21 protein-coding genes are annotated in these 25,239 nt (G+C 72.4%); 14 read left to right on the forward strand and 7 right to left on the reverse strand.

Translation table 11 applies throughout. The annotated features are described in order from the left end of the window. A complete protein-coding gene (gene pdhA / locus QMF80_RS07835) occupies window positions 1-1,203 on the reverse strand; it encodes a pyruvate dehydrogenase (acetyl-transferring) E1 component subunit alpha (RefSeq protein WP_283450897.1) in 1,203 nt (400 codons plus the stop codon). Window positions 1,204-1,525: 322 nt separating this feature from the next. Between pdhA (QMF80_RS07835) and QMF80_RS07840 the strand changes: the two genes are divergently transcribed. Continuing rightward, window positions 1,526-2,188, forward strand: a complete 663-nt coding sequence (locus QMF80_RS07840; protein WP_283450899.1) for a response regulator — start codon at window positions 1,526-1,528, stop codon at window positions 2,186-2,188. Between the two features lie 214 nt (window positions 2,189-2,402). Continuing rightward, the gene (locus tag QMF80_RS07845; RefSeq protein WP_283450901.1) at window positions 2,403-2,819 is read left to right on the forward strand and encodes a pyridoxamine 5'-phosphate oxidase family protein; all 417 of its coding nucleotides are present in this window, start codon (window positions 2,403-2,405) and stop codon (window positions 2,817-2,819) included. Between the two features lie 91 nt (window positions 2,820-2,910). On the opposite strand, the gene QMF80_RS07850 is transcribed toward QMF80_RS07845, so the two are convergent. Then, window positions 2,911-4,485, reverse strand: coding sequence for a protein kinase domain-containing protein (locus QMF80_RS07850; RefSeq protein WP_283450903.1), 1,575 nt, complete (start codon window positions 4,483-4,485; stop codon window positions 2,911-2,913). A gap of 226 nt (window positions 4,486-4,711) precedes the next feature. On the opposite strand from QMF80_RS07850, the gene QMF80_RS07855 reads away from it, so the two are divergent. From QMF80_RS07855 to QMF80_RS07900, 10 genes are all read left to right on the forward strand, one after another. Next, window positions 4,712-6,388 carry a protein kinase domain-containing protein gene (locus QMF80_RS07855; RefSeq protein WP_283450905.1) on the forward strand — a complete coding sequence of 559 codons (1,677 nt, stop codon included), beginning with the start codon at window positions 4,712-4,714 and terminating at the stop codon, window positions 6,386-6,388. A 121-nt stretch (window positions 6,389-6,509) separates the two neighbouring features. Continuing rightward, window positions 6,510-7,061 carry a hypothetical protein gene (locus tag QMF80_RS07860; protein ID WP_283450907.1) on the forward strand — a complete coding sequence of 184 codons (552 nt, stop codon included), beginning with the start codon at window positions 6,510-6,512 and terminating at the stop codon, window positions 7,059-7,061. 87 nt (window positions 7,062-7,148) lie between these two features. Next, window positions 7,149-7,814 carry a PadR family transcriptional regulator gene (locus QMF80_RS07865; protein ID WP_283450909.1) on the forward strand — a complete coding sequence of 222 codons (666 nt, stop codon included), beginning with the start codon at window positions 7,149-7,151 and terminating at the stop codon, window positions 7,812-7,814. Then, window positions 7,807-8,622 (forward strand): ABC transporter ATP-binding protein, encoded by an 816-nt coding sequence (locus tag QMF80_RS07870; protein ID WP_502962798.1) that lies wholly within the window; start codon window positions 7,807-7,809, stop codon window positions 8,620-8,622. Before QMF80_RS07865 ends, QMF80_RS07870 begins: the two co-directional genes overlap by 8 nt. Continuing rightward, entirely contained in the window at window positions 8,619-11,465 is a 2,847-nt protein-coding gene (locus tag QMF80_RS07875) for an ABC transporter permease (protein WP_283450911.1), read from the forward strand. The genes QMF80_RS07870 and QMF80_RS07875 overlap by 4 nt, the downstream gene beginning before the upstream one ends. Before the next feature lie 83 nt (window positions 11,466-11,548). Further along, a complete protein-coding gene (locus QMF80_RS07880) occupies window positions 11,549-12,088 on the forward strand; it encodes a bacterial proteasome activator family protein (protein ID WP_283450913.1) in 540 nt (179 codons plus the stop codon). A 156-nt stretch (window positions 12,089-12,244) separates the two neighbouring features. Continuing rightward, window positions 12,245-13,156 carry an NTP transferase domain-containing protein gene (locus QMF80_RS07885; protein WP_283450914.1) on the forward strand — a complete coding sequence of 304 codons (912 nt, stop codon included), beginning with the start codon at window positions 12,245-12,247 and terminating at the stop codon, window positions 13,154-13,156. Continuing rightward, entirely contained in the window at window positions 13,153-14,700 is a 1,548-nt protein-coding gene (locus QMF80_RS07890) for a molybdopterin molybdotransferase MoeA (RefSeq protein WP_283450916.1), read from the forward strand. The genes QMF80_RS07885 and QMF80_RS07890 overlap by 4 nt, the downstream gene beginning before the upstream one ends. Next, a complete protein-coding gene (locus QMF80_RS07895; protein ID WP_283450917.1) occupies window positions 14,688-15,788 on the forward strand; it encodes a potassium channel family protein in 1,101 nt (366 codons plus the stop codon). Before QMF80_RS07890 ends, QMF80_RS07895 begins: the two co-directional genes overlap by 13 nt. Window positions 15,789-15,797: 9 nt before the next feature. After that, window positions 15,798-16,781, forward strand: a complete 984-nt coding sequence (locus tag QMF80_RS07900; RefSeq protein WP_283450920.1) for an NAD(P)H-quinone oxidoreductase — start codon at window positions 15,798-15,800, stop codon at window positions 16,779-16,781. A gap of 94 nt (window positions 16,782-16,875) precedes the next feature. On the opposite strand, the gene QMF80_RS07905 is transcribed toward QMF80_RS07900, so the two are convergent. From QMF80_RS07905 to pdhA (QMF80_RS07915), 3 genes are read right to left on the reverse strand one after another with little or no spacing between them, the layout of a single operon-like run. Beyond that, window positions 16,876-18,252, reverse strand: coding sequence for a dihydrolipoamide acetyltransferase family protein (locus QMF80_RS07905; protein ID WP_283450922.1), 1,377 nt, complete (start codon window positions 18,250-18,252; stop codon window positions 16,876-16,878). Then, window positions 18,252-19,274: an alpha-ketoacid dehydrogenase subunit beta gene (locus QMF80_RS07910; RefSeq protein WP_283450925.1), complete on the reverse strand. Its 1,023-nt coding sequence runs from the start codon at window positions 19,272-19,274 to the stop codon at window positions 18,252-18,254. Before QMF80_RS07910 ends, QMF80_RS07905 begins: the two co-directional genes overlap by 1 nt. Further along, a complete protein-coding gene (pdhA, locus tag QMF80_RS07915; protein ID WP_283450926.1) occupies window positions 19,271-20,407 on the reverse strand; it encodes a pyruvate dehydrogenase (acetyl-transferring) E1 component subunit alpha in 1,137 nt (378 codons plus the stop codon). Before pdhA (QMF80_RS07915) ends, QMF80_RS07910 begins: the two co-directional genes overlap by 4 nt. A 178-nt stretch (window positions 20,408-20,585) precedes the next feature. On the opposite strand from pdhA (QMF80_RS07915), the gene QMF80_RS07920 reads away from it, so the two are divergent. Continuing rightward, on the forward strand, window positions 20,586-21,137 hold the full coding sequence (locus QMF80_RS07920) for an Lrp/AsnC family transcriptional regulator (protein ID WP_502962799.1): 552 nt from the start codon (window positions 20,586-20,588) through the stop codon (window positions 21,135-21,137). Window positions 21,138-21,267: 130 nt separating this feature from the next. Here the strand turns inward: QMF80_RS07920 and QMF80_RS07925 are convergent, their stop codons facing one another. Continuing rightward, complete coding sequence (locus QMF80_RS07925; protein ID WP_283450927.1) at window positions 21,268-21,855, reverse strand: TetR/AcrR family transcriptional regulator; 588 nt, start codon at window positions 21,853-21,855, stop codon at window positions 21,268-21,270. Further along, window positions 21,852-23,360 carry a 3-hydroxyacyl-CoA dehydrogenase gene (locus QMF80_RS07930; protein ID WP_283450928.1) on the reverse strand — a complete coding sequence of 503 codons (1,509 nt, stop codon included), beginning with the start codon at window positions 23,358-23,360 and terminating at the stop codon, window positions 21,852-21,854. Before QMF80_RS07930 ends, QMF80_RS07925 begins: the two co-directional genes overlap by 4 nt. Before the next feature lie 194 nt (window positions 23,361-23,554). Here QMF80_RS07930 and paaN point away from each other — a divergent pair, with 194 nt between their 5' ends. Continuing rightward, on the forward strand, window positions 23,555-25,237 hold the full coding sequence (gene paaN / locus QMF80_RS07935; protein WP_283450929.1) for a phenylacetic acid degradation protein PaaN: 1,683 nt from the start codon (window positions 23,555-23,557) through the stop codon (window positions 25,235-25,237). Window positions 25,238-25,239: the final 2 nt, after the last annotated feature.

Below are 25,239 nucleotides of genomic sequence, written 5' to 3' on the forward strand. Positions count from 1 at the left end.
TCACTCCCCGCCTTCGAAGGACGCGAGGTAGGCGGCGAACTGCGCGCGCTCCTCGTCGACGAGCGCGTGCCCGTCGGCATAGACGTTCTCGAAGATCGCCATGGTGTCCGGGTCGGGCATGGCCCGCACGACCTCGCGGACGTGCTTGCCGAGGGCCTCGCTCTCGGTCTCCAGCTCCTCGAAGAACGCCTCGTCGGCGGCCCCGCTCGCGAGCAGGTGGGTCTTCAGGCGCAGGATCGGGTCCTTGGCCTCCCACGCCTCGCGCTCCTCGTCCCGGCGGTACTTCGTCGGGTCGTCCGAGGTGGTGTGGGCGCCCATCCGGTACGTGAAGGCCTCGACCAGCGTCGGTCCCTCGCCGCGCCGCGCCCGGTCCAGGGCCCAGCGGGTCACGGCCAGGCAGGCCAGGACGTCGTTGCCGTCGACCCGTACGCCGGGGAAGCCGAAGCCCTGGGCGCGCTGGTAGAGCGGTACGCGCATCTGGCGCTCGGTGGGCTCCGAGATGGCCCACTGGTTGTTCTGGCAGAAGAACACCACGGGGGCGTTGTAGACGGCCCCGAAGGTGAAGGCCTCGGCCACGTCGCCCTGGCTGGAGGCGCCGTCGCCGAAGTAGGCGATGACCGCGGAGTCCGCGCCGTCCTTGGCCACACCCATCGCGTAACCGGTCGCGTGCAGCGTCTGCGAGCCGATGACGATCGTGTACAGGTGGAAGTTGTTGAGGGTGGGGTCCCAACCTCCGTGGTTCACCCCGCGGAACATGCCCAGGAGGTTCGTCGGGTCCACCCCGCGGCACCAGGCCACGCCGTGCTCACGGTAGGTGGGGAAGACGTAGTCCTCGTCGTTCAGCGCACGCGCGCTGCCGATCTGGGCGGCCTCCTGGCCGAGCAGCGAGGCCCACAGGCCCAGCTCGCCCTGGCGCTGGAGCGCGGTGGCCTCACCGTCGAAACGGCGGGTCAGGACCATGTCGCGGTAGAGACCGCGCAGGTCGTCCCCCGTGATGTCCTCGACGAAGGCCATGAATTCCGCGTTCTCAGGATGGTCCGCGGCCGAAACCCGGTCCCCCTCGGGCGTCAGCAGCTGTACGAGCTGGGGCTCGGCGGCGGCTGCGGCAGCGGCGGCGGCTTTGGCGGCGCTCGCGGCGCCAGCCGCTCGCTTGGTGCCGCTGCTGCGTCGCGGCTTGCGCGCGGCAGTGCTCTCCACGGTCACGTGTGCTCCTCCGTCGGTCCGGCACCCGGGTTCTCCGGGGACCAGTGCGGCTCGCCCAGAGTCCCGCCCGCGCACGGGGTGGGTGCGTCGTGGTGGGGTCCAGGCGTGACAGGTGCCCCGGCGAGTGCCCTGCGCAATGCACGTTACCCAGTGCGTCGCATAACTGCGAAACCCCGTTTGACCTGCGATTTTGCTTGGATTTCCAAGTAAATCCGAGGATCCGGGAACAACCACTGGTCACAGCCTTGCAGGGGGCCGGAACAACGGCACGTTATCCCGGCCTCTTGCGGCAGGGAAGAGGTGAGTGTGTGAAACTGAATCCGTGCACGAAAACGGGAAAATCAAGGTGTTCCTCCTGGACGACCACGAAGTGGTACGACGTGGTGTCTATGAGCTGTTGTCGGTCGAAGACGACATTGAGATCGTCGGCGAGGCGGGCACCGCGGCCGACGCTCTGGTACGCATCCCGGCCACCCGTCCGGACGTCGCCGTGCTCGACGTGCGCCTGCCGGACGGCAGCGGCGTCGAGGTCTGCCGCGAGGTGCGCTCCCAGAACGAGGACATCAAGTGCCTGATGCTGACGTCGTTCGCCGATGACGAGGCGCTGTTCGACGCGATCATGGCCGGTGCCTCCGGGTACGTGCTGAAGGCCATCCGCGGCAACGAGCTGCTGCACGCCGTACGGGACGTGGCGGCGGGCAAGTCGCTGCTGGACCCGGTCGCCACGGCGCGGGTGCTGGAGCGGCTGCGCGACGGCAAGAACGGCAAGGGCGACGACCGGCTCTCGAACCTCACCGAGCAGGAACGCAAGATCCTCGACCTGATCGGCGAGGGCCTGACGAACCGCGTGATCGGCGAGCGCCTGCACCTGGCCGAGAAGACGATCAAGAACTACGTCTCCAGCCTGCTCTCGAAGCTGGGCATGGAGCGCCGCTCGCAGGCCGCCGCCTACGTGGCCCGGCTCCAGGCCGAGAAGCGCCGCTAGCCCACCGCGCGCCCGGCCTCACCAGCACCCCCGGCCTCACCAGCACCACCAGCGGCCCCGGGCAGCACCCCGCGTGAGCCACCGCTACGCCCCGCGATCACCCGTATGCCGGGTGATCCCACGGGGCGCGCTGTTTCATTCGGGACCAACGTCCCCGATGACCGGGGCGGGTTCCTCTTTCCCGGCGGCGTGCCGGTGCCGGACAGTGGACGGCATGCCCACTGAGGAACTCCACGCCATCGAACTGCTGCGCCAGGTGCCCTACGGCCGTGTCGCCACCAGCATGCGCGCGCTGCCCTTCCTCGCCCTGGCCCGCCACATCGTGGTCGACGGCAAGGTGGTGCTGAGAATGCACGCGGGCTTCGGCTACCACCACGCCTGCAACGGCAGCGTGGTCGCCTACGGCGCCGACAACTTCAATACCGGTGACCCCCGGCTGTGGTCGGTGCAGTTCACCGGAACCGCCCAGATCGGCGAGCCGACCACCGCCGAACTGGAACTCTTCGGTCCGGGTCCGCATTTCGTCGACGGAGCGCTCTTCGACCCGGTGTACATGCGAATCGAGCCGCAGTTCGTGACGGTGCACGCGCTGGCCGGGAATCTCGACCGGCAGTTCCAGCACGCGCTCTGACCAGCGATTTCAGCGTTCCGTACATATGTTTACGGGCCCGGCGGAAGTAATTCCGCCGGGCCCGTGAACGTGTGCGTCCGCCATCCGCCCGCTACTCGTCGAAGCTGTTGTTCCGAAGCCCGCCGTCCGGAGGGGGAGAGACCTGCGTCTTAGATGGGATGGGCTTCGACGGCGTCGGACTCGCCGGCTCCGACGTCTCCGGCGACGGATCGGGGGACGACGGCGTCGGCGTCGGGGTGGAGCTCGGCGTGGGACGCGAGCTCCTGGGGGTCGGCGAGTAGCTCTCGCGCGACCGCGTGGACTCCGGCGAGTCCGACGGCGTGTCCTCCGGGCTGTCCGACGGGGTCGGCTGGGAGCTGGGCGTGCTCTGCGGGCTGCTCTGCCGAGTGTCGGGCTTATTGCCCGATTTGCCCGTCTTGTCCATCGCGAAGACCACGCCCGCCGCGATCGCGATCACCGCGAGCGCCGCGAACAGGATCATCTTCCAGCGGCCGCCGCCACCGGATCCGCCCTGGCCGTGCCCGTGGCCCTGGCCGCCGTCGTGGTAACCACCGCCACCGGGGAAGGCCGAGCCGTCGTCCGGGTTCAGCGGCGGCACCATCGGCTGATGGAACTGCGAGGTGGTGGCGTGGGAGGGGTACTGCTGGCGGCCGCCCGTGTTCCCCATCGGCATCGCCGTGGTCGCGGACCCGCCGCGCCCGTTCGGCAGCGCCATGCCGACCGGGCCGGTGTTCCAGGTGCCCGTGTTGGGCCCCTGGTCCTGGAGCATCTGGAGGGCGTACCCGACCAGGCCGCGCATCTCCTCGGCGCTCTGGAACCGGTCGTCCGGGTCCTTGGCCAGGGAGCGCATGACGAGGCCGTCCAGCTCCTGCGGGATCATGTGTCCCTCGGGCAGCTGCGAGGGCGGCACCGGCGCGTCCTGGACGTGCTGGTAGACCACCGACAGCGGGGTCTCCCCGGTGAACGGGGGCCGCAGCGCGAGCAGTTCGTAGAGCAGACAGCCGGTCGCGTACAGGTCGGAGCGGTGGTCGACGGCCTTGCCGAGGGCCTGCTCCGGGGAGAGGTACTGCGGTGTGCCCATGACCATGCCGGTCTGGGTCATCGTGGACTGCACGCCGTGCAGGGCCCGCGCGATGCCGAAGTCCATCACCTTGACCGCGCCGGTGTCCGTGATGATGACGTTGGCGGGCTTGATGTCCCGGTGCACGATGCCGTGCTGGTGCGAGTAGGCCAGGGCCTCCAGCACACCGGAGACGATGATCAGCGCCTGGTCGGGGCCGGGGGCCTCGGCGCTGAGCAGCAGTTCGCGGATGGTGCGGCCCTCGACCAGCTCCATCACGATGTACGGGACGACGTTCGGGCCGACCCGGTCCTCGCCCGAGTCGTAGACGGCCACGACGGCGTGGTGGTTGAGGCCCGCGACCGACTGTGCCTCGCGGGTGAACCGGGCCTTGGACACCGGGTCCTCGGCGAGGTCCGCGCGCAGCAGCTTCACGGCGACGGTGCGTCCCAGCCGTACGTCCTCGGCGGCGAACACCTCCGCCATACCGCCGCGGCCCAGCCGGTGGGTCAGCCGGTAACGGCCGTCTCCCACGAGTCCTCCGGCGCCCCAGTGCTCCGGACTATCGGCCATCCCGCCGCCGTTTCCCTCGGGTTCGGGTGCCATCAGTCCTCGCCGTCGTCTCTCTCGGCCGCACAAGCGGTAGCTCTTGTTCGGAGTGCTCCGATGAACGCTACAGCCTCGACGCCGGTCGCCGACCGGCCCGGAGCGCCCGTCCCCGTGTGGTCACGGAACGGGCACCTGGCTTGACGTGGGCTTGCCCTCCGGCAGACTGGGCTCGATATGCGCTCTGTCAGACGCGTACGGACACGCCCGAGGGGAAGCAACAGCCATGAGCCAGGACGGCACTGAGGGCCGGTACGCAGGCGGGTCCTTGGCCGGTGGCCGTTACCAGCTGCGGGACTTGCTCGGCGAGGGCGGCATGGCGTCCGTCTACCTCGCCTACGACTCCGCGCTCGACCGGCAGGTCGCGATCAAGACCCTGCACAGCGAGCTGGGCCGCGAGGCGTCGTTCCGCGAGCGCTTCCGCCGTGAGGCACAGGCTGTAGCCAAACTGTCGCACACCAACATCGTCTCGGTCTTCGACACCGGCGAGGGCGATCTCGACGGCATGCTCATGCCGTACATCGTCATGGAGTACGTCGAGGGGCAGCCCCTCGGCTCCGCCCTGGACCGGGACATATCCCAGTACGGGGCGATGCCCGCCGACAAGGCCCTCAAGGTGACGTCCGACGTCCTGGCCGCGCTGGAGACCAGCCACGAGATGGGCCTGGTCCACCGGGACATCAAGCCGGGCAACGTGATGATGACCAAGCGCGGCGTGGTGAAGGTGATGGACTTCGGCATCGCGCGTGCCATGCAGTCCGGCGTCACCTCCATGACCCAGACCGGCATGGTCGTCGGCACTCCCCAGTACCTCTCCCCCGAGCAGGCGCTCGGCCGGGCGGTGGACGCGCGCTCCGACCTCTACTCGGTCGGCATCATGCTCTTCCAGCTGCTGACCGGCCGACTGCCCTTCGAGGCGGACTCCCCGCTGGCGATCGCGTACGCGCACGTGCAGGAGGAGCCGGTCACCCCGTCCTCCATCAACCGCTCGGTGACCCCGGCGATGGACGCCCTCGTCGCCCGCGCGCTGAAGAAGAACCCGAACGAGCGCTTCCCCACGGCCGCCGCCATGCGCGACGAGGTCCTGCGGGTGCTCTCGGCCGGGCAGACCGGGGCCCCCGTGATCATCGCGGGCGCGCCCGTGAGCCACGGCGCGGGAGTCTCCTCGGCCGTGTTCCCGCCGGTGGACTCGGGGTTCCAGGCTCCGCCGCAGTCGCTCCAGCAGCCGTACCAGCCGTCGCCGTACGCGCCCACTCCGGCGCCGCAGCACCATCAGACCCCGCCGCCGCACGGGTACGCGTACCCGCCCCAGCAGCACACTCCGCCGTCGATTCCCCAGCAGCACGCGGCCTACGCCCCGCACGCGCCGCAGACCCCGCCGCCTTTCAGCACCTCCCCGAACCGCAGCGGGTCCGGGCACAGCGGGTCCGGGCACGGCGGGGGCAACGGCGGGAACCGGAACATGCCGGTGATCGTCGGCTCGATCGTGGTGGCCCTGCTCGCGATCGGCGGCCTGATCACGGCGCTGTCGTTGAACGGCAAGGAGAAGGACGCCCGGACCCCGACCGCGAACGGCTCCCCGAACGCGTCCGCCTCGGCGTCGGCGAAGGCGGGCCACAAGGGTCCGGACACCTCCCGCACGATCGACCCGGCGAAGTGCAAGGACGCGCCCAAGTCGTTCAACGACGCTGCCAAGGTCGACGCTCCCGACTTCCGCTACAACAACGTCCGCTCGGTCAAGGAGTGCATCCAGGCCGCCGGCTGGAAGTACAAGATCCAGACCCGTGACGAGGCCGTGTACGGGCAGGACACGGTGCTGGAGCAGGTCCCCGCGCCCTCGACCGACGTGCCCAAGAACGGCGCCGAGTTCACCCTGGTCGTCTCCAGCGGCGACGCGGAGTAGCGCGCGTCCGCAGGACCACGGCATCCCGGGCTCCCCTGATGGGGCGTCCGGGATGCCGCTTTTGCCCCCCTGTGTAAATCTGAGCTTGACATCTCGGTCGCTCGGTACGGGAGGGCTCCCCGTGGCTCAGGACATCCGTACGCTCCACTGGCTCGCCGGAGCCGCCCTGGCGTTCGCCGCACTCGCCCCCGGAGCCGCGTACGCCGCCCCGCTGACCCCCGCCGCCCCGTACGCCCTGCCCGGCGCCCGGCCCGGAGCGCTGCCCGAGTACGAGGGGCCCGAGGACGACGCGCTGGCGGGCAGCGTCGCGGGCGCCGGGCGCGAGCATCCCGGGCGCCCGGCCACCGAGCCCGCGAACCCGGAGACCGTACTGGCCGCCCGGCCGCTGCCCCTGCGGCCGGGCCCCGTCGAAACGGTCGCGCCGGTCGCGCCGGTCGCGCCGGTCGCCCCGGTCGCGCCGGTCGCGCCGGTCGCCCCGGTCGCCCCGGTCGCGCCGGTCGCGCCGCCGCGCGCCGTACCGAGCCCCCCGCCCGCCGCCCGGATCCGGGCGATGGGCACCGGACCCAACGAACGGGCCGCCGATCTGGCCGCGCACCTCCTGCCCCTGGGCACCGGATTCGCGCTGATGGGGCTGGGCCTCGGGTACATGGGCGTGCGGTTGCGCCGGGCCTGATCCCGGCCCCCGCGGGGCCTCCTCCCCCTTACGGCCTACGACTCAAGGCGGTTGCGTTGATCAACATACTCGGTATACATACTGAGTATGTCTATCCGCCATGGCCTTCTCGCCCTGCTGGAACGAGGGCCCCGTTACGGCTCCCAGCTGCGCACCGAGTTCGAATCCCGGACCGGTTCCACCTGGCCGCTCAACGTCGGCCAGGTCTATACGACCCTCGCCCGGCTGGAGCGCGACGGGCTCGTCGCCCCCGGCGGCGAGGACTCCGCCGGGCACACGCTCTACGCCATCACCGACACCGGCCGCCACGAACTGCACGCCTGGTACGAGCGCCCCGTCGACCGCACCAACCCGCCCCGCGACGAGCTGTCGATCAAGCTCGCGATGGCCGTCGGCGCCCCCGGCGTCGACATCCGCGCCGTCATCCAGGCCCAGCGCCACGCCACCATCCAAGCGATGCAGGACTACACCCGGCTCAAGGCGCAGGCACTGGCCGCCGTCGAGAGCGGGCGGTCCGGCGAACGGGACGACGTGGCCTGGCTGCTCGTCCTCGAACAGCTCATCTTCCAGAGCGAGGCCGAGGCGCGCTGGCTCGACCACTCCGAATCCCGGCTGGTACGGCTCTCCGTCCTGGCCGAACGGAGAGCCGCGCCGCCCGCACCGCCCACGGCCGCACCCGATACCGCGGACGGCCCCGACGCCGTCGCCGCCACCACCGCACAGCCGTCCCAGGGGGGACTCCCGCATGCCTGACCAGCACTCGTACCCGTACCCGTACCAGCATCCGCAGGGGGGCGGCCGGCCCGCCGGCGGCCCCCGGCAGCCCGGTCCCGGCCAGCAGCCCGTGCTCCAGCTCGACCAGCTCGTCCGTACGCACGGCAGCGGCGCCACCGAGGTCCACGCCCTGCGCGGCATCAACCTCTCCGTCTACCCCGGCGAACTCGTGGCCGTCATGGGCCCCTCCGGCTCCGGCAAGTCCACCCTGCTGACCCTGGCGGGCGGCCTCGACACCCCCAGCAGCGGCCGGGTCGTCGTCGAGGGCTCCGACATCACCACCATGAGCCGCAAGCAGCTGGCCGCCCTGCGCCGCCGCAGCATCGGCTACGTCTTCCAGGACTACAACCTCATACCGGCCCTCACCGCCGCCGAGAACGTGGCCCTGCCCCGCGAGCTGGACGGCACCTCCGCCCGCAAGGCCCGGGTCTCCGCCCTGGCCGCGCTGGAGGAGATGGGCCTGGCCCAGCTCGCCGACCGCTTCCCCGACGAGATGTCCGGCGGCCAGCAGCAGCGCGTGGCCATCGCCCGCGCCCTGGTCGGGGACCGCCGCCTGGTCCTGGCCGACGAGCCCACCGGCGCCCTGGACTCCGAGACCGGCGAGTCCGTCCTGGCCCTGCTCCGCTCCCGCTGCGACGCGGGCGCCGCCGGGATCCTCGTCACCCACGAACCGCGCTTCGCCGCCTGGGCGGACCGGGTGGTCTTCCTGCGCGACGGCGACGTCGTCGACGAGACCCTGCGCTCCCACGCCGACTCCCTGCTGTCCGGGCAGGGGAACGCCCAGTGAGGACCTGGTACCACTCCTGGATCGCCGCCCTGCGGATCGCCCGCCGCGACGCCTGGCGCGCCAAGGGCCGCAGCGCCCTGGTCCTCGCCATGCTCGCCCTGCCGATCCTCGGCGTGAGCGCCGCCGACCTGACCCTGCGCAGCGCCCAGCTCACCCCCCAGCAGAAGCTCGACCGCCGGATGGGCGCCGCCGACGCCGAGCTGCGCGGCACTGGCCTGGGCGTGCCCGTCTACCAGCAGCCCGACGCCGAGAACTACGCACCGGTCGGGGGCTTCGCCTCCTACACACCGCCCCAGAGCGGGCGGCCGGACACCGACGCCACGCCCGCGCTGCCGGCCAACGCCGAGAGCGTCAAGGACAGCCGCGGCTACGGCAAGATGCGCACCACGCACGGCCTGCTCGACATGCAAATGCGTGAGCTGGACACCGCCAGCCCGCTGGTCAAGGGCCTGATCACGCTCACCGGCGGGCAGCTGCCGAAGCGGCCCGGCGAGGTCATCGCCACCCACGCGTTCCTGTCGGAGGCCGGGTACTCCGTCGGCTCCGACGTGACCCCGCGCGGCATGAAGACCCCGCTCAAGATCGTCGGCTCGTACGAGATGCCCGACCAGCTCAAGGTCCCCGAGATCATCGCCCCGCCCGGGACCCTGATCGCGCCGCTCGACCGCGCCCTCACCGAGGCCGGGCTGAACGGCATCCGGCCCACCGACACCTACCTCGTGAAGGTCGGCGGCGCTGGTTTCACGTGGAACATGGTCAAGGAGGCCAACGCCAAGGGCGTCGCCGTCTACTCCCGCGCGGTGGCCCTGCACCCGCCGGCCGATTCCGAGGTGCCGTACTTCCAGCAGGAGAAGAACCGCTTCGAGCCGAACCGGTTCGGCAGCGCCACCGAGATGGCCATCGTCGCGACCGTCGTCGGCCTCGCCCTGCTGGAGGTCTGCCTGCTGGCCGGGCCCGCCTTCGCCGTGGGCGCCCGGCGCTCGCGCCGCCAGCTCGGCCTGGTCGGCGCCAACGGCGGTGACCGGCGGCACATCCGCGCGATCGTGCTCTCGGGCGGTCTCGTCCTCGGTGCCACGGCCGCCGTCATCGGCACCGCCCTCGGGGTGGCGCTCACCGCGGCGCTGCGGCCCGTCCTGGAGGAACAGCTCGGCGTCCGCTTCGGCGGGTTCAACCTCAAGCCGCTGGAGCTCGCCGGCATCGCCCTGCTCGCCGTGCTGACCGGTCTGCTGGCCGCGATCGTCCCGGCCGTCACCGCGTCCCGGCAGAGCGTCCTCGCCTCGCTCACCGGCCGCCGCGGAGTCCGCAGGTCCAACCGGATCCTGCCCCTCCTCGGTCTGCTCGCGCTCGCCGGAGGCGCGGCCATCGCCCTCTACGGCACGGTCTCCGGAATGAGTTCCGTGGTCGTCGCGGGCGGCAGCGCCATCGCCGAACTCGGCGTCGTCGCGATGACCCCGATGCTGGTCGGCCTGTTCGGACGGACCGGGCGGTGGCTGCCGCTGTCGCCGCGGCTCGCGCTGCGCGACGCCGTACGCAACCGCGGCCGCACGGCCCCCGCCGTGGCCGCCGTACTGGCCGCCGTGGCGGGCACCGTCGCCGTGGCGACGTACCAGCACAGCAAGGACGTACAGGCCCAGCACGAGTACGTCGCCAACCTGCCCGGCGGTTCCGGGAGCATCAGGATCAACGAGGCGGGGGCCTACCGCGACGTACCCGCTGCCCGCGACGCCCTCGCCCGGCGGTACCCGCTGGGTGTACGGGCCGATGTGGACCGGCTCGTCGTCGGCGACCCCGGCTGCGTCACCTCGGCGGGCCAGAAGGAGTGCGGCCGGGCCGAGGTCATCGTGCCCAAGGAGCAGCGCTGCCCGCTGGAGGAGGCCAAGAACGGTCCCGCCTCCTTCAGCCTCGAGGAACGCAAGAAGCTGCGCGTCGACTGGCGTTGCGTGCGGGGCCAGTACTTCGCCCGCTACGACGCGGTCGTCGCCGACGAGAAGCTGCTGACCGCGCTGGCGGTCACCGACCCGGGCACGGTGTCGGCGCTCAAGGGCGGCCGGGCGGTCTCCTTCGCCAAGCGCAACGTCAAGGACGACAAGGTCACCATCCGGCTGATCACCGACCCGGAGAAGGCCAACGAAGCGCAGTCGGCCCACAAGGAACTGCCGGGCGAGGACCGCGTGTTCCGCGTCCACCAGGCTCCGGAGTCGGCCGAGTCCTACGGGATCGAACTGATCCTGCCGCCCGCCGCCGTGAGGACGGCGGGGATCGCCACCGCTCCCTCCGGCTCGTACTTCACCCTCGACGGAAAGGTCACCTCCACCCAGGTGCAGCAACTCTCCGGGGATCTCGACCGGATGGGCCTGGACGCCAGTGTGTTCGTCGAAAAGGGCTACCAGGCGCCCTCCGACCTCGCCCTTCTGGCCCTGACCCTGTTCGCGGGTCTGGTCACCATCGGCGCGGCCGGTATCGCCACCGGCCTGGCCCAGGCGGACTCCGAGGCCGACCTGAAGACCCTGGCCGCGGTCGGCGCGCCCCCTCGGGTACGGCGCACGCTCAGCGGGTTCCAGTGCGGGGTGGTGGCCCTGATGGGGGTGGTCCTGGGCTCCCTGACCGGGATCCTGCCCGCGGCCGGGCTCCGGCTCCTCGAACGGCACGATCTGACGCGCCTCTACGAATACGCCATCGCCAACGGAAACGAGGCCGCCGGGGCCGACAAGCCCTGGGTGCCCATCGTCGTGCCGTGGGAGACCCTCGCCGGGCTGCTGATCCTGGTCCCGCTCGGGGCGGCTCTGCTCGCCGCCCTGGTCACCCGCTCCAGCGGTGCGCTGGGCCGCCGGGCCACGGACTGATCCCGGCGCCCCCGGACAGGGTGGATCACGCCCGTCCGGGGGCACACCGTGTGAGTACGAAGGTGTGCGAGAGAATGGGCGGCATGGAGATGCCGAGGAGTGAACGGTCGCAGGACAGCCCCCCGCACGTCCTGATCCTAGGACAGGACGGGACGGCGGTCGGCGGCGCCGATGACGAGTCTCGCGAGGTCCCGGTGACGGAGATGGTCGAACAACCCGCCAAGGTCATGCGGATCGGCAGCATGATCAAGCAGCTCCTGGAAGAGGTCCGCGCCGCTCCTCTCGACGAGGCCAGCCGCGTGCGCCTGAAGGACATCCACGCGGCTTCGGTCAAGGAGCTGGAAGACGGACTGGCTCCCGAGCTGGTCGAGGAACTGGAGCGGCTCTCGCTGCCGTTCACCGAGGAGGCCATTCCCTCCGAGGCGGAACTGCGGATCGCGCAGGCCCAGTTGGTCGGCTGGCTGGAAGGCCTCTTCCACGGCATCCAGACCGCCCTGTTCGCCCAGCAGATGGCGGCCCGGGCGCAGCTGGAACAGATGCGTCGCGCGCTGCCGCCCGGCACCGGGCACGAGGACGACGAGGACGGCGGCCACGGTGCCATCCGGTCCGGGCCGTACCTGTAGGACCCGGACACCGCCGACGCCCGCGCCCCGCCTTCCCCGCAAGGGGGCGGCGGGGCGCGGGCGTCGGCGCTCCCGGATCGCCGTCGGCCGAATGTCGGGTACGTACCGGTTGGGGGAGGTCGTCCGGCGGGGACCGCGTCCCCGCATACTCGGGACATGACGTACGACGCGATCGTGTTGGCCGGAGGCGCCGCACGACGGCTCGGCGGGGCCGACAAGCCCGCCCTGAGCGTCGGCGGGCGGGCCCTGCTCGACCGGGTGCTCGACGCCTGCGCCGACGCCGCGGACACCGTGGTGGTCGGTGGTCCCAGGCCCACCGCCCGGCCCGTGCGCTGGACCCGGGAGGAACCGCCCGGGGGCGGGCCGCTGGCCGCGCTGGCCGCCGGGCTGCGGCACACCACCGCGGACCTGGTCCTCGTACTCTCCGCGGACCTGCCCTTCCTGGACCGGGAGACGGTACGGGCCCTGCGCCGCGCCGCGACGGGAGAAGGAGCCCCGGCCGAAGGTCCGGTGACGGATGGTCCGATGGCGGACGGCGCCCTGTTGCGGGACGCGGACGGGCGGGACCAGCCACTCGTGGCCGCCTACCGGGCCGAGTCGCTGCGCCGTGAACTCGCGCTCCTGGCCACCGAGCACGGCGGGCTCACCGGGCTGCCGCTGCGCGCGCTGACCGCCGAGCTGGAACTGACCCGGGTGAGCGCCGCCGAGCCGCTCGCCTCCTTCGACTGCGACACCTGGGACGATCTCGCGGCCGCTCGTGCCCGGATCAGGGAGCATGGGACCGTGCTGGACGAATGGATCACCGCCGTCAAGAACGAGCTGGGCATCGACGTGGCCGTCGACACCAAGACCCTGCTCGACCTCGCCCGCGACGCCGCCCACGGCGTCGCCCGGCCCGCCGCTCCGCTGACCACCTTCCTGGTCGGCTACGCGGCGGCGCACGCCGAAGCCACCGGGGCCGACCCCGCCGAAGCGGTCGCCGAAGCCTCCCGAAAAGCCGCCGAACTCGCCCTGCGATGGGCGGCCGAAGCCGAAGCCGATTCCGCCCATGAGACCGGCTCGGGATGACCCCCTCCGACGCCACCGACGCCGAACGCGCCCTCGACGAAGCCCTGGACGCCCTGACCCGCCACAGCTCCCGTCCTGCCGCCGCCTCCGCGGTCGCGCCTCCCCCGGGCGGCCCGACCGAAGAACCCGGCGGCCCGGACCAGGCGCCGGAGCCTGCCGCCGCCCCCCTGCCCGAGCAGGACCCGGTACACCCCGGTACCCGCCCGGAGCCGGAGCCCGCCGGGCGGGAACGCCGCGACGGACGGCTGGAGCGGGATGTCGACGAGGCCCTCGCACTGGTGAGCCGGAGCCCCGCCACCGCGCCCGGCACCGGCGGCCACCGGGCCTCCGGCTGGGCCAGGGCCGGGGAGATCGCCGCGCTCGCGGGATCGCACGCCCCCGTCCGCACCCACCACGCGCCGCTGCCCGACGCGCTCGGCGAGGTCCTGGTGACCCCGCTGGACGCGCTGACCGACCTGCCGTCCTTCGACACCTCGGCCATGGACGGCTGGGCCGTCTCCGGACCCGGACCCTGGACGGTGCGACTCGGCGGCGGGATCCTGGCGGGCTCCGACCGGCCGAAGCCCCTCGGCTGCGGTGAGGCCGTACGGATCGCCACCGGCGCCCGGGTCCCGGCCGACACCACCGCCGTGATCCGCAGCGAGCACGCCCACACCGGAGCCGATCCGGAGCGGCTGCACGCCGACCGGCCCGTGGTCACCGGCCAGGACATCCGCCCCCGTGCCCAGGAGTGCCGCTCCGGCGACCTGCTGCTGCCGGCCGGAGCCCTGGTCACCCCGGCGGTCCTGGGGCTGGCCGCCGCCGCCGGGTACGACCTGCTCCACACCCGGCCCCGCCCCCGGGTGGAGATCCTGGTGCTCGGCGACGAGCTGCTCACCGAAGGCCGCCCGCACGACGGGCTGATCCGGGACGCCCTGAGCCCCATGCTCGGCCCCTGGCTCACCCAGCTCGGCGCCCGTGTCCTCGGCACCCGCAAGCTGGGCGACGACCCCGACGGCGCCGAGGCCCTGCACCGGGCGGTCACCGGGTCCACCGCCGACCTGATCGTCACCACCGGTGGCACCGCCTCCGGCCCCGTGGACCACGTCCACTCCGTCCTGGCACGGGCGGGCGCCGAGCTGCTGGTGGACGGGGTCGCCGTCCGCCCCGGCCATCCCATGCTGCTCGCCCGGCTCGGCGACCGGGCCCCCGGCGAGAACGCCGTCCGGCACCTGGTCGGCCTGCCCGGGAACCCCCTGGCCGCCGTGTCCGGGCTGCTCACCCTCGCCGAACCGCTGCTGCGCGCCCTCGCGGGACGGCCGCCCCGGCACCGCTACACCGTGCCCGTACGCGACGAGGTGCCCGGCCACCCGTACGACACCCGGCTCGTCCCGGTCCTGCTCACCCCCGAGCACGCGGTCCCGCTGCACTACAACGGCCCGGCGATGCTGCGGGGCATCGCCGCCTCGGACGCGCTGATCGTCGTACCCCCGGGCGGTGCCCGGGCCGGACAGGAGCTCGCCGTGCTCGACCTGCCCTGGGCGACGGGAGGATGTTTCACGTGAAACTCCACGGCCAGGACGCGATGGCCCGCCAGGCGGACGAGAAACTCGTCTCCCGGCGGATCAAGCTCCCCAGGCGCGAGGTCACCAAACCGCTGCGGCAGGTCACGCGGCGGCTGCTGATGGCCCTCTTCGTGCTCTCGCTGACGGTCATGATCGTCTACATCGACCGCGACGGCTATCACGACAACGCCAACGGCAAGGTCGACTTCCTCGACGCCGTCTACTACGCGACGGTGACCCTGTCGACCACCGGCTACGGGGACATCGTCCCCTACAGCGACGGTGCCCGGCTGGTCAACGTCCTGCTGATCACGCCCCTGCGCGTGGTGTTCCTGATCATCCTGGTCGGCACCACTCTCGAGGTCCTCACCGAACGGACCCGGGAAGAGTGGCGGCTGAACCGCTGGAGGAAGAACTTGCGTGAGCACACGGTCGTCGTCGGCTTCGGCACCAAGGGCCGCTCGGCCCTGCAGACGCTGCTGGCCACCGGCCTCTCCAAGGAGCAGGTGGTCATCGTCGACCCCAGCGCGAAGGTGATCGACATGGCCAACGCGGAGGGGTTCACGGGCGTCGTCGGGGACGCTACCCGCTCGGACGTCCTGCTGCGCGCCGAACTCCAGAAGGCCCGTCAGGTGGTCATCGCCACCCAGCGGGACGACACCGCCGTCCTGGTCACCCTCACGGCCCGCCAGCTCAACCGCGGCGCCAAGATCGTGGCCGCCGTCCGCGAGGAGGAGAACGCACCGCTGCTGCGCCAGTCGGGCGCGGACGCCGTCATCACGAGCGCGAGCGCGGCCGGCCGGCTGCTGGGCCTGTCGGTTCTCAGCCCCAGCGCGGGCACCGTGATGGAGGACCTGATCCAGCAGGGCAGCGGCCTGGACCTGATCGAACGGCCCGTCAAGAAGGCAGAAGTGGGCAAGGGGGTGCGGGAGACCGAGGATCTCGTGGTGAGCGTGCTGCGCGGCCACCGGCTGCTCGCCTACGACGACCCGCAGGCGAGCCCGCTCCAACCGACGGACCGGGTGATCTCCATCGTCCGCGCCTCACCGCCCACTTCGCCTCCGGTGACCCTGGGCCGCGCCGAGTAGGCTCCCGTCATGCATGCGATCACCATCCCGCAGCCCGGCGGCCCCGAGGCCCTGGTCTGGGCCGATGTACCCGATCCCGTGGCGGCCGACGGCGAGGTCCTCGTCGAGGTCGTGGCCGGCGCCGTGAACCGGGCCGATGTGCTCCAGCGACAGGGCTTCTACGATCCGCCGCCCGGCTCCTCGCACTACCCCGGCCTCGAATGCTCCGGCCGGATCGTCGCCCTCGGGGTGGGGGTCTCCGGCTGGTCGGTGGGCGACGAGGTGTGCGCGCTGCTCGCCGGCGGCGGCTATGCCGAGCGGGTCGCCGTCCCGGCGGGCCAGCTGCTCCCCGTCCCGGCGGGCGTGGACCTCGTGACGGCGGCCGCACTGCCCGAGGTCGCGTGCACGGTGTGGTCCAACGTGTTCATGGGCCCGGGCGCGCACCTGCGGGCGGGCGAGACCCTGCTGGTCCACGGCGGTTCCAGCGGGATCGGCACGATGGCGATCCAGATCGCGAAGGCGATCGGCGCCCGGGTCGCGGTGACGGCGGGCGGCCCGGAGAAGCTGGCCCGCTGCGCGGAGCTGGGCGCGGACATCCTGATCGACTACCGCGAGCAGGACTTCGTGGCCGAGGTCCGCGAGGCGACCGGTGGTGCCGGGGCGGATGTGATCCTGGACATCATCGGGGCGAAGTACCTGGCCCGGAACGTGGACGCGCTCGCGTTGAACGGCCGGCTCGCGGTGATCGGCCTCCAGGGCGGCGCCAAGGCCGAACTGAATCTGGGCGCCCTGCTGTCGAAGCGGGGGAGCATCACCGCGACCTCGCTGCGGGCCCGCCCCCTGGCGGAGAAGGCGGCCATCGTCGCGGCCGTCCGCGAGCACGTCTGGCCGCTGATCTCCGCCTCCCGGGTACGCCCGGTGGTGCACCACGCCTTCCCGATGCGCGAGGCCGCCGAGGCCCATCGGGTGCTGGAGTCGAGCGCCCACGTGGGCAAACTGCTGCTGACGGTCTGATCCGAGGGCGGCCCGCGCGCCCGGACGTTTCACGTGAAACACGACGGTGCCGTCTCCCCGCACCGGGGCGGGGAGACGGCACCGTCACCTTCCTCTACAAAGACCGCAGCAGGACCGACGGCGACTCCACGCAGTCGGCGACATAGCGCAGGAACCCGCCCGCCGTACCGCCGTCACAGACCCGGTGGTCGAAGGTGAGCGAGAGCTGTACGACCTTGCGCACCGCCAGTTCGCCCTCGTGCACCCACGGCTTCGGAATGATGCGGCCCACTCCGAGCATGGCCGCCTCCGGGTGGTTGATGATCGGCGTCGAGCCGTCCACCCCGAACACGCCGTAGTTGTTGAGCGTGAAGGTGCCGCCGGTGAGGTCGGAGGGGGCCAGCTTCCCGGTCCGGGCCAGCTCGGTCAGCCGCCCGAACTCCCCCGACAGTGCCTCCGCGTTCATCGCCTGCGCGTCCTTGACCACGGGGACCATCAACCCCCGCTCCGTCTGGGCCGCGAAGCCCAGGTGCACGGCGGTCAGCCGGACGATCTCGTTCGCCTCCAGGTCCACCCGGGAGTTCAGCTCCGGGTAGCGGGCGAGCGCGGCGGTGCAGATCCGGGCCAGCAGCGCCAGTACGGAGATCTTCGGTCCGCCCGGGGCGTTCATCGCGGCCCGGGCCGCCATCAGTTCGGTGGCGTCCGCGTCCACCCAGCAGGTGGCGTCCGGGATCTCCCGGCGGCTGCGCGAGAGCTTCTCGGCGACCACCCCCCGCAGGCCCTTGAGCGGGATCCGCTCGGCCGTGACGAGGGCCACCGGACCGGCCGGTACGTCCGGCGACACCGACACCGACGGCTCCGGCTCGCGCAGCGCCGCCTCCACGTCCGCCCGCAGGATCAGCCCCTCGGGGCCCGATCCGCGCAGGGCGCGCAGGTCGACCCCGTGGTCCCGGGCCAGCTTCCGCACCAGCGGGGAGATCACCGCGACCGGACCGCCCGGCGCGGTGGAAGCGGCGGGACTTCCGGAGACCGGGACGGACACCCGGACGACAGGGGACACCGGCACGAGGGGGGACACCGGAACCACCGGGGCCGGGGCCGTCACCGGCGACGAGGCCGGGCGGATCCGCCGTCGGCGGGCCGGCCGCGAGTGGTCCGTGCCGTAGCCGACCAGCACGTTGCCCGAGCCGGAAGCGGTCTCGGAGCCCTCCGCCACCGGCTCCGCGCCGGGCTCCGCCGCGGCGCCCGAGCCGACCGCCACCGTGATCAGCGGCGCGCCGACGGGCAGTTCGGTGCCCTCTTCGCCGAACCGCGCGGTGACCACACCGCCGTACGGGCACGGCACCTCGACCATCGCCTTGGCCGTCTCGACCTCGACCACCGGCTGGTCGATGGCGACCACGTCGCCCACCGCGACCAGCCAGCGCACGATCTCCGCCTCGGTCAGTCCCTCACCGAGGTCGGGCAGCTTGAACTCCATCACCTGCGGCATCAGTTCTCCCACTGGAGGCGGGCCACGGTGTCCAGGATCCGGTCCACCCCGGGCAGATGGTGCTTCTCCAGCATCGGCGGCGGATAGGGGATGTCGAATCCCGTCACCCGCAGCACCGGCGCCTCCAGATGGTGGAAGCAGCGTTCCATGATCCGGGCCGCGATCTCCGCGCCGGGACCGCCGAAGCCGTTCGCCTCGTGGACCACCACCGCGCGCCCGGTCCGGCGGACCGACGCCGCCACCGTCTCCTCGTCGAAGGGCACCAGCGACCGCAGGTCCACGACCTCCAGGTCCCAGCCCTCCTCGCGGGCCGCCTCGGCCGCCTCCAGGCACACCGGCAGCGAGGGCCCGTAGGTGATCAGGGTCGCGCTCGTGCCCGCCCGCCGGACCAGGGCCTTGCCGATGCCCGGAACCACCGCGGGCGCCTCCGGCGACCAGTCGGCCTTGGACCAGTACAGCCGCTTGGGCTCCAGGAAGACCACCGGGTCGTCGCTGGCGATCGCCGCCCGCATCAGCCCGTACGCGTCCTCCACGGTCGCCGGGGTGACCACGTGCAGCCCCGGGGTGGCCAGGTAGTAGGCCTCGGAGGAGTCGCTGTGGTGCTCGACCCCGCCGATCCCGCCGCCGTACGGCACCCGGATGGTGATCGGCATCGGCATCGCGCCCCGCGTGCGGTTGCGCATCTTGGCCACGTGCGAGATCAACTGCTCGAACGCCGGGTACGCGAAGGCGTCGAACTGCATCTCGACCACCGGCCGCAGCCCGTACATCGCCATGCCCACCGCGGCGCCCAGGATCCCGGCCTCCGCGAGCGGGGTGTCCGTACAGCGGTCCTCGCCGAACTCCTTCGCCAGCCCGTCCGTGATCCGGAAGACCCCGCCCAGGGTGCCGACGTCCTCGCCCATGACGTGCACGGTCGGGTCCTCGGCCATCGCGTCGCGCAGCGCCCGGCCCAGGGCCTGCGCCATGGTCGCGGGCTTCGCCGCCGCCTTCGTCACCGGCTTCGCCGCCACCGTCGTCATCCCTCGGCCCCCGCTTCCAGCTCTGCGCGCAGCATTTCCGCCTGCTCCCGCAGCCGGTCCGTCTGCTCCGCGTACACGTGCGCGAACAGGTCCATCGGGTCGAGGACCGGGTCCGCGTTCATTCCCTCGCGCAGGGCCGCCGCCATCACCTCGGCCGCGTCCTTGGCCTGCTGGATGCCCTCGGCGTCCAGCAGCCCGCGGGCGGTCAGCTCGCGCTCCAGCAGCTCCACCGGGTCGTGCGCCTTCCAGGCCTCCACCTCGGCGTCGACCCGGTAGCGGGTCGCGTCGTCGGCGTTGGTGTGCGCGTCGATCCGGTAGGTGACGGCCTCGATCAGCGTCGGACCACCGCCCGCACGCGCCCTGCCGACCGCCTCGGCCAGCACCTCGTGCACCGCGGCGATGTCATTGCCGTCGACCAGCCGGCCCGGCATGCCGTACCCCACGGCCTTGTGGGCCAGCGTCGGGGCGGCGGTCTGCTTGGCCAGCGGGACGGAGATCGCGAAGCCGTTGTTCTGGACGAGGAAGACCACCGGCGCCCGCCACACGGCCGCGAAGTTCAGCGCCTCGTGGAAGTCGCCCTCGCTGGTGCCGCCGTCGCCGACCATGGCCAGTGCCACCACGTCGTCGCCGCTCAGCCGCGCCGCGTGGGCCAGGCCGACCGCGTGCGGCAGCTGGGTGGCGAGCGGGGTGCTCAGGGGGGCTATCCGGTGCTCGCGCGGGTCGTAACCGGTGTGCCAGTCGCCGCGCAGCAGGGTCAGCGCCTGGACGGGGTCCAGCCCGCGGGCCACCGCCGCCAGGGTGTCGCGGTAGCTGGGGAAGAGCCAGTCACGGTCCTCCAGGACCAGCGCGGCCGCGATCTCGCAGGCCTCCTGGCCCACGGTGGACGGGTACACCGCGAGCCGTCCCTGCCGGGTCAGCGCGGTGGCCTGGGCGTTGTAGCGGCGTCCGCGCACCAGCTCGGTGTAGCAGCGGCGCATCAGCTCCGGGTCCAGCTTCTCCGCCGCCGGGGTGCCCAGCACCCGGTACGGCTCGGGGTCCGGGAGCAGCGGGGCGGCATCCGTACGGGGCCTCCAGGCGGGCGGCGGGGTCGGACGGTAGGACGCACCGGCACCGGGCAGCTCTTGGACCGTCATGGCGGCGTACACCTCCTCGTGGGAAGCGGGCAGGGAGGGCCCCGGGTGTGAGGCGCTTCACCTACCGATTGTTCGGTTTGCCGCGCATTTTGGCTACAGGCACCTTCAGGCTGTGGACAAAGTGGCGCCGGGGCCCTGGGATGGGTGCAGGACGTCCAGGAGAGGGAGGCATCGGGCAATGCCGGATGAACAAATGGCCGGAGCGGGTTCCGCACCGGCCGCACCGGGGGGCTCCGTGCCGCCCGCGGCGCCGCCCCGTTCGCTGGACCCCATCGACCGTTCGATCCTGCGGTTGCTCCAATCGGACGGCCGGGCGTCGATACGGTCGGTGGCCGAGCAGGTGCACGTGTCCCGCGCGAACGCCTACGCGCGGATCAACCGGCTGATCGACGACGGGGTCATCCGCGGCTTCACCGCGCGCGTGAACCACGAGCGCGCGGGCCAGGGCGCATCCGCCTACATCACGCTCAAGATCGTCCAGAACTCCTGGCGGACCGTCCGCGAGCAGCTCCGCGAGCTGCCGGGGGCCGCGCACATCGCGCTGGTCAGCGGGGATTTCGACGTACTCCTGCTGGTGCACACGCCCGACAACCGCACCCTGCGCGAGCTGGTCCTGACCCGCCTCCAGGCCATCCCGGAGGTGCTCTCGACCCACACCCTGCTGGTGTTCGAGGAGACGGACCTGCTGGCCCGGGACGCGGACGCCCCGGCGCTGCCGCCCGAGGACTGAGCGGCTGGCGGGCGCGCGCCCCGACCGGCACGGTGCGGCTCCCGGCGGCGCGGGCGCGGTCAGGTCAGGCCGGGTCAGGTCGGGTCAGGGCAGGGCAGGTCACGAACCGGCAAGAACCTGAAGAGACGGCCTAGCGGTCGGTGCGCAGGCCGCCGAAGGCCATCCGGACGACCGCGTCCGCGAGCTGGTCGCGGTCCCCGCCGGAGTGCGGCCGGTACCACTCGACCAGCGAGTTCACCATGCCGAACAGCAGCCGGGTGGCGAGCCGGGTGTCGACGTCGGAGCGCAGGTCGCCGTCGGCCGCGGCGGCCTTCAGCAGGTCCGCGACCCTGTGGTCGAATTCGCGGCGGCGCTCCAGCGCCCACCGCTCGGTCAGGGTGTTGCCGCGCACGCGCAGCAGCAGCGTGACGTAGGGCAGTTCCCCGACCAGCACCTCCACCGTGCGCCGGGTGACGTACTCGACCCGGTCCACCGCCCGCCCGCGCACCGCGCCCGGCTCCGCCAGGACCGCGAACAGCCCGTCGAGGGCGCGGCTGACGGCCCGCCGGAGCAGCTCTTCCTTCCCCGCGACGTGGTGGTAGATGGAGGACTTGGAGATACCGGCGGCCTTGGAGAGGTGCTCCATCGAGGTGCCGTCGTAACCGCGCTCGTTGAAGACCTGCACGGCGACCGTCAGCAGGGTCTCCGGGGTGTACGTGTCGCGCCTGGCGGTGGTCATGCCCCGTCCTCCCCTTCGGTGGCGTAGCCCAGCCGGTACAGGGCGAGGGAGGGCGCGTACCGGCCGCCGGGGCAGCGCTCGTCGAGGTGGTGCAGGAGGTCGTAGGCCCAGTCCTGGCCGAGCTTCTCGTGCCATTCGGACGGCCCGAGGGGGTAGTTGACGCCCAGGCGCATCGCGGTGTCGATGTCCTCGGCGGTGGCCGCGCCGCGGGCGACCGCGTCGGCGGTGAGGTCGATGAGCATCGCGACGGTACGGGCGACGATCATGCCGGGTACGTCACCGATGACGGAGACCTTCTTGCCGAGCTTCTGGAAGAGCCCGACGGCCTCGGCGAGGGTCTGCTCGGAGGTGTCCTCGCTGGCGGAGAGCGCGATCCGGGTGGCCCCGCGGTAGTCGAGTGCGAGGTCGAAGTAGACGACGTCCGCGAACTCGACCGAGGTCTTGCCGTCGGCCAGGACCAGCTGGCCCTCGCCGGGCAGCTGGATGTACGGGCCGCCGGTCTCGGCGGTGGTGACCGCGATCCCGGCCTCCTCCAGCAGCTCGACCAGTACGGCGGCGGGTCCGAGGTCGCCCACCACGCTCACCTTGTCGGGGCTCGCCCCGGGACCGGCGGTGTGCGGCTCGGCGCGGACCGCCTCCGGGGCGTACGGGAACCAGCCCTGCCCCGTTTTGCGGCCGAGCCTGCCCGACTGGACGAGTCGGCGCTGGGCCAGCGAGGGCGTGAACTTGGAGCTGCGGAAGAAGGACTCCCACACCGAGCGGGTGACGGCCTCGTTGACGTCCTGGCCGATCAGGTCGGTCAGTTCGAAGGGGCCCATCCTGAAGCCGCCGCTCTCGCGCAGTACGGCGTCGATCGTCGCGGGGTCGGCGCCGCGCTCCTCGTACACCGCGAAGGCCTCGGCGTAGAAGGGCCGGGCGATCCGGTTGACGATGAAGCCGGGGGTGTCCGCGCAGCGGACCGGGGTCTTCCCCCAACCCAGGACGGTCTCGTACGCGCGCTCGGCGGCGCCGGGGTCGGTCGCGAAGCCGCTGACCACCTCGACCAGCGGAAGCAGCGGGGCCGGGTTGAAGAAGTGCAGGCCCAGGAAGCGGCCGGGGTGGGCGAGGCCCGCCGCGAGTTCGGTGACGGACAGCGAGGAGGTGTTGGTGGCCAGCAGGGTATCCGGCGCCACCACCTCCTCCAGGGAGGCGAAGAGCGCGCGCTTGACGCCCGCGTCCTCGACCACGGCCTCGATCACCAGCGCCGCGGCGGCGAGCCCGGCGAGGTCCCCGGACGCGTCGATCCGGCCGATCGCGGAGTCCGCCTCGGCTCGATCCAGCCGCCCCTTGGCGGCCATCCGCTCGACCCGGTCCCGCACGGCGTCGCGGCCGGCGCGGGCCGCCGTTTCGTCGATGTCGTGGATCAGCACCCGGTGACCTGCGAGAAGGGCGACCTGGGCAATGCCCTGGCCCATGGTGCCCGCCCCGACGACCGCCACGGTGCGGGAGCGCTCGATTGCTGTCATGACCCGATCCTCCCGCACCGACTTATCCACAGGTCTGCCGGGCCCTCTTGTCCCGACCGATCGTTCGGTTACTCTAACTCCAGTCTGCTCTTTCCCGCCCTCCCTTGCCTGATCTGCCTGCCTGGTCCGCCTGCCTGACCGCTTGCCTGATCGCACGCACGATCCCGCCCGGCTCAACGAGGAGTTGGTCCCAGATGGCCGCCGAGCCCACCGTCAAAACCCTGTCAGAGAAGCACCGGCCCACCCTCGACCAGGCTCTGGCGGCCATCCGTAGCCGTGCCTACTGGTCCCCGCACCCCGAGCACCCCAAGGCGTACGGCGAGAACGCCCCGGCCGAGGGCCTCGCCGCCTTCGAGGCGGTCCGCGGCACCCGGTTCGACCTGGGGCAGCCCGGCACCGACGGCTGGGCGGGGGCCGAGGTCTCGCCGTACGGCCCCGAGCTGGGCGTCGAGTACCCGCACGTCGACCCCGACGTGCTGCTCCCGGCCATGAAGGCGGGCATGGGCGCGTGGCGGGACGCGGGACCCGAGACCAGGGCGGTGGTCTGCATCGAGATCCTGGCCCGGATCGGCGCGCGCACCCACGAGTTCGCGCACGCGGTCATGCACACCAGCGGCCAGGCCTTCATGATGGCGTTCCAGGCGGGCGGCCCGCACGCGCAGGACCGCGGCCTGGAGGCGGTGGCCTACGCGTACGAGGAGCAGACCCGGGTCCCGGGCCGGGCGCACTGGTCCAAGCCGCAGGGCAAGAAGGACCCCTTGGAGCTGGGCAAGACGTTCACGGCCGTGCCGCGCGGCATCGCGCTGGTCATCGGCTGCAACACCTTCCCGACCTGGAACGGCTACCCGGGCCTGTTCGCCTCCCTCGCCACCGGCAACGCCGTCCTGGTCAAGCCGCACCCGCGGGCCGTGCTGCCGCTCGCGCTGACCGTGCGGGTCGCCCGCGAGGTGCTCGCCGAGGCGGGCTTCGACCCCAACCTGGTGGCGCTGGCGGTCGAGAACCCCGGCGAGGGCATCGCCAAGACCCTCGCGCTGCGGCCCGAGATCAAGCTGATCGACTACACCGGCTCCACCGCCTTCGGCGACTGGCTGGAGGCCAACGCCCGCCAGGCGCAGGTGTACACGGAGAAGGCCGGGGTCAACACCGTCGTCCTCGACTCCACCGACAACTACAAGGGAATGCTGGCCAACCTGGCCTTCTCGCTCTCCCTGTACAGCGGGCAGATGTGCACCACCCCGCAGAACCTGCTGATCCCGCGCGACGGCATCGCGACGGACGCGGGCCACAAGTCGTACGACGAGGTCGTGGCCGATCTGGCGCGCCAGGTCGAGGGGCTGCTCGGCGACGACGCCCGGGCCAACGCGCTGCTGGGCGCTCTGGTCAACCCGGACGTGAAGGCCAGGCTGGAGGCGGCTGCCGGTCTCGGCGAGGTCGCGCTGGCCTCCCGCGAGGTGGCCAACCCGGAGTTCCCGGACGCGGTGGTCCGTACGCCGGTGATGGTCAAGCTCGACGCGGGCAAGGCCGACCCGGATGCCGCGTACCTCTCCGAGTGCTTCGGACCGGTCTCCTTCGCGGTGGCCGTCGACTCCACCGCCGACGCGCTGGAGCTGCTGCGGCGCACGGTGCGGGAGAAGGGCGCGATGACGGTCGGCGCGTACACCTCCTCGGCGGAGACCGAGCGCGCGATCGAGGAGGTCTGCCTGGAGGAGTCCGCGCAGCTCTCCTTGAACCTGACGGGCGGGGTCTTCGTGAACCAGACCTCCGCCTTCTCCGATTTCCACGGTTCGGGTGGCAACCCGGCCGCTAACGCCGCTCTGTGCGACGGGGCGTTCGTGGCCAACCGCTTCCGGGTCGTGGAGGTACGCCGCCAGGCCTGAGC

It is taken from the genome of Streptomyces sp. G-G2, assembly GCF_030063135.1.
Taxonomy (GTDB): Bacteria; Actinomycetota; Actinomycetes; order Streptomycetales; family Streptomycetaceae; genus Streptomyces.

Excerpts from the sequence above, each read along its gene's own strand:
- QMF80_RS07905 (WP_283450922.1), bottom strand. The coding sequence starts at position 18,252 with ATGCCGCAGGTGATGGAGTTCAAGCTGCCCGACCTCGGTGAGGGACTG.
- QMF80_RS07925 (WP_283450927.1), bottom strand. The coding sequence starts at position 21,855 with ATGACCACCGCCAGGCGCGACACGTACACCCCGGAGACCCTGCTGACG.
- QMF80_RS07845 (WP_283450901.1), top strand. The coding sequence starts at position 2,403 with ATGCCCACTGAGGAACTCCACGCCATCGAACTGCTGCGCCAGGTGCCC.
- QMF80_RS07880 (WP_283450913.1), top strand. The coding sequence starts at position 11,549 with ATGGAGATGCCGAGGAGTGAACGGTCGCAGGACAGCCCCCCGCACGTC.
- QMF80_RS07900 (WP_283450920.1), top strand. The coding sequence starts at position 15,798 with ATGCATGCGATCACCATCCCGCAGCCCGGCGGCCCCGAGGCCCTGGTC.
- QMF80_RS07865 (WP_283450909.1), top strand. The coding sequence starts at position 7,149 with ATGTCTATCCGCCATGGCCTTCTCGCCCTGCTGGAACGAGGGCCCCGT.
- QMF80_RS07920 (WP_502962799.1), top strand. The coding sequence starts at position 20,586 with ATGCCGGATGAACAAATGGCCGGAGCGGGTTCCGCACCGGCCGCACCG.
- pdhA (WP_283450926.1), bottom strand. The coding sequence starts at position 20,407 with ATGACGGTCCAAGAGCTGCCCGGTGCCGGTGCGTCCTACCGTCCGACC.
- QMF80_RS07895 (WP_283450917.1), top strand. The coding sequence starts at position 14,688 with ATGTTTCACGTGAAACTCCACGGCCAGGACGCGATGGCCCGCCAGGCG.
- QMF80_RS07885 (WP_283450914.1), top strand. The coding sequence starts at position 12,245 with ATGACGTACGACGCGATCGTGTTGGCCGGAGGCGCCGCACGACGGCTC.
- QMF80_RS07930 (WP_283450928.1), bottom strand. The coding sequence starts at position 23,360 with ATGACAGCAATCGAGCGCTCCCGCACCGTGGCGGTCGTCGGGGCGGGC.
- QMF80_RS07890 (WP_283450916.1), top strand. The coding sequence starts at position 13,153 with ATGACCCCCTCCGACGCCACCGACGCCGAACGCGCCCTCGACGAAGCC.
- paaN (WP_283450929.1), top strand. The coding sequence starts at position 23,555 with ATGGCCGCCGAGCCCACCGTCAAAACCCTGTCAGAGAAGCACCGGCCC.
- QMF80_RS07850 (WP_283450903.1), bottom strand. The coding sequence starts at position 4,485 with ATGGCACCCGAACCCGAGGGAAACGGCGGCGGGATGGCCGATAGTCCG.
- QMF80_RS07870 (WP_502962798.1), top strand. The coding sequence starts at position 7,807 with ATGCCTGACCAGCACTCGTACCCGTACCCGTACCAGCATCCGCAGGGG.
- QMF80_RS07855 (WP_283450905.1), top strand. The coding sequence starts at position 4,712 with ATGAGCCAGGACGGCACTGAGGGCCGGTACGCAGGCGGGTCCTTGGCC.
- QMF80_RS07910 (WP_283450925.1), bottom strand. The coding sequence starts at position 19,274 with ATGACGACGGTGGCGGCGAAGCCGGTGACGAAGGCGGCGGCGAAGCCC.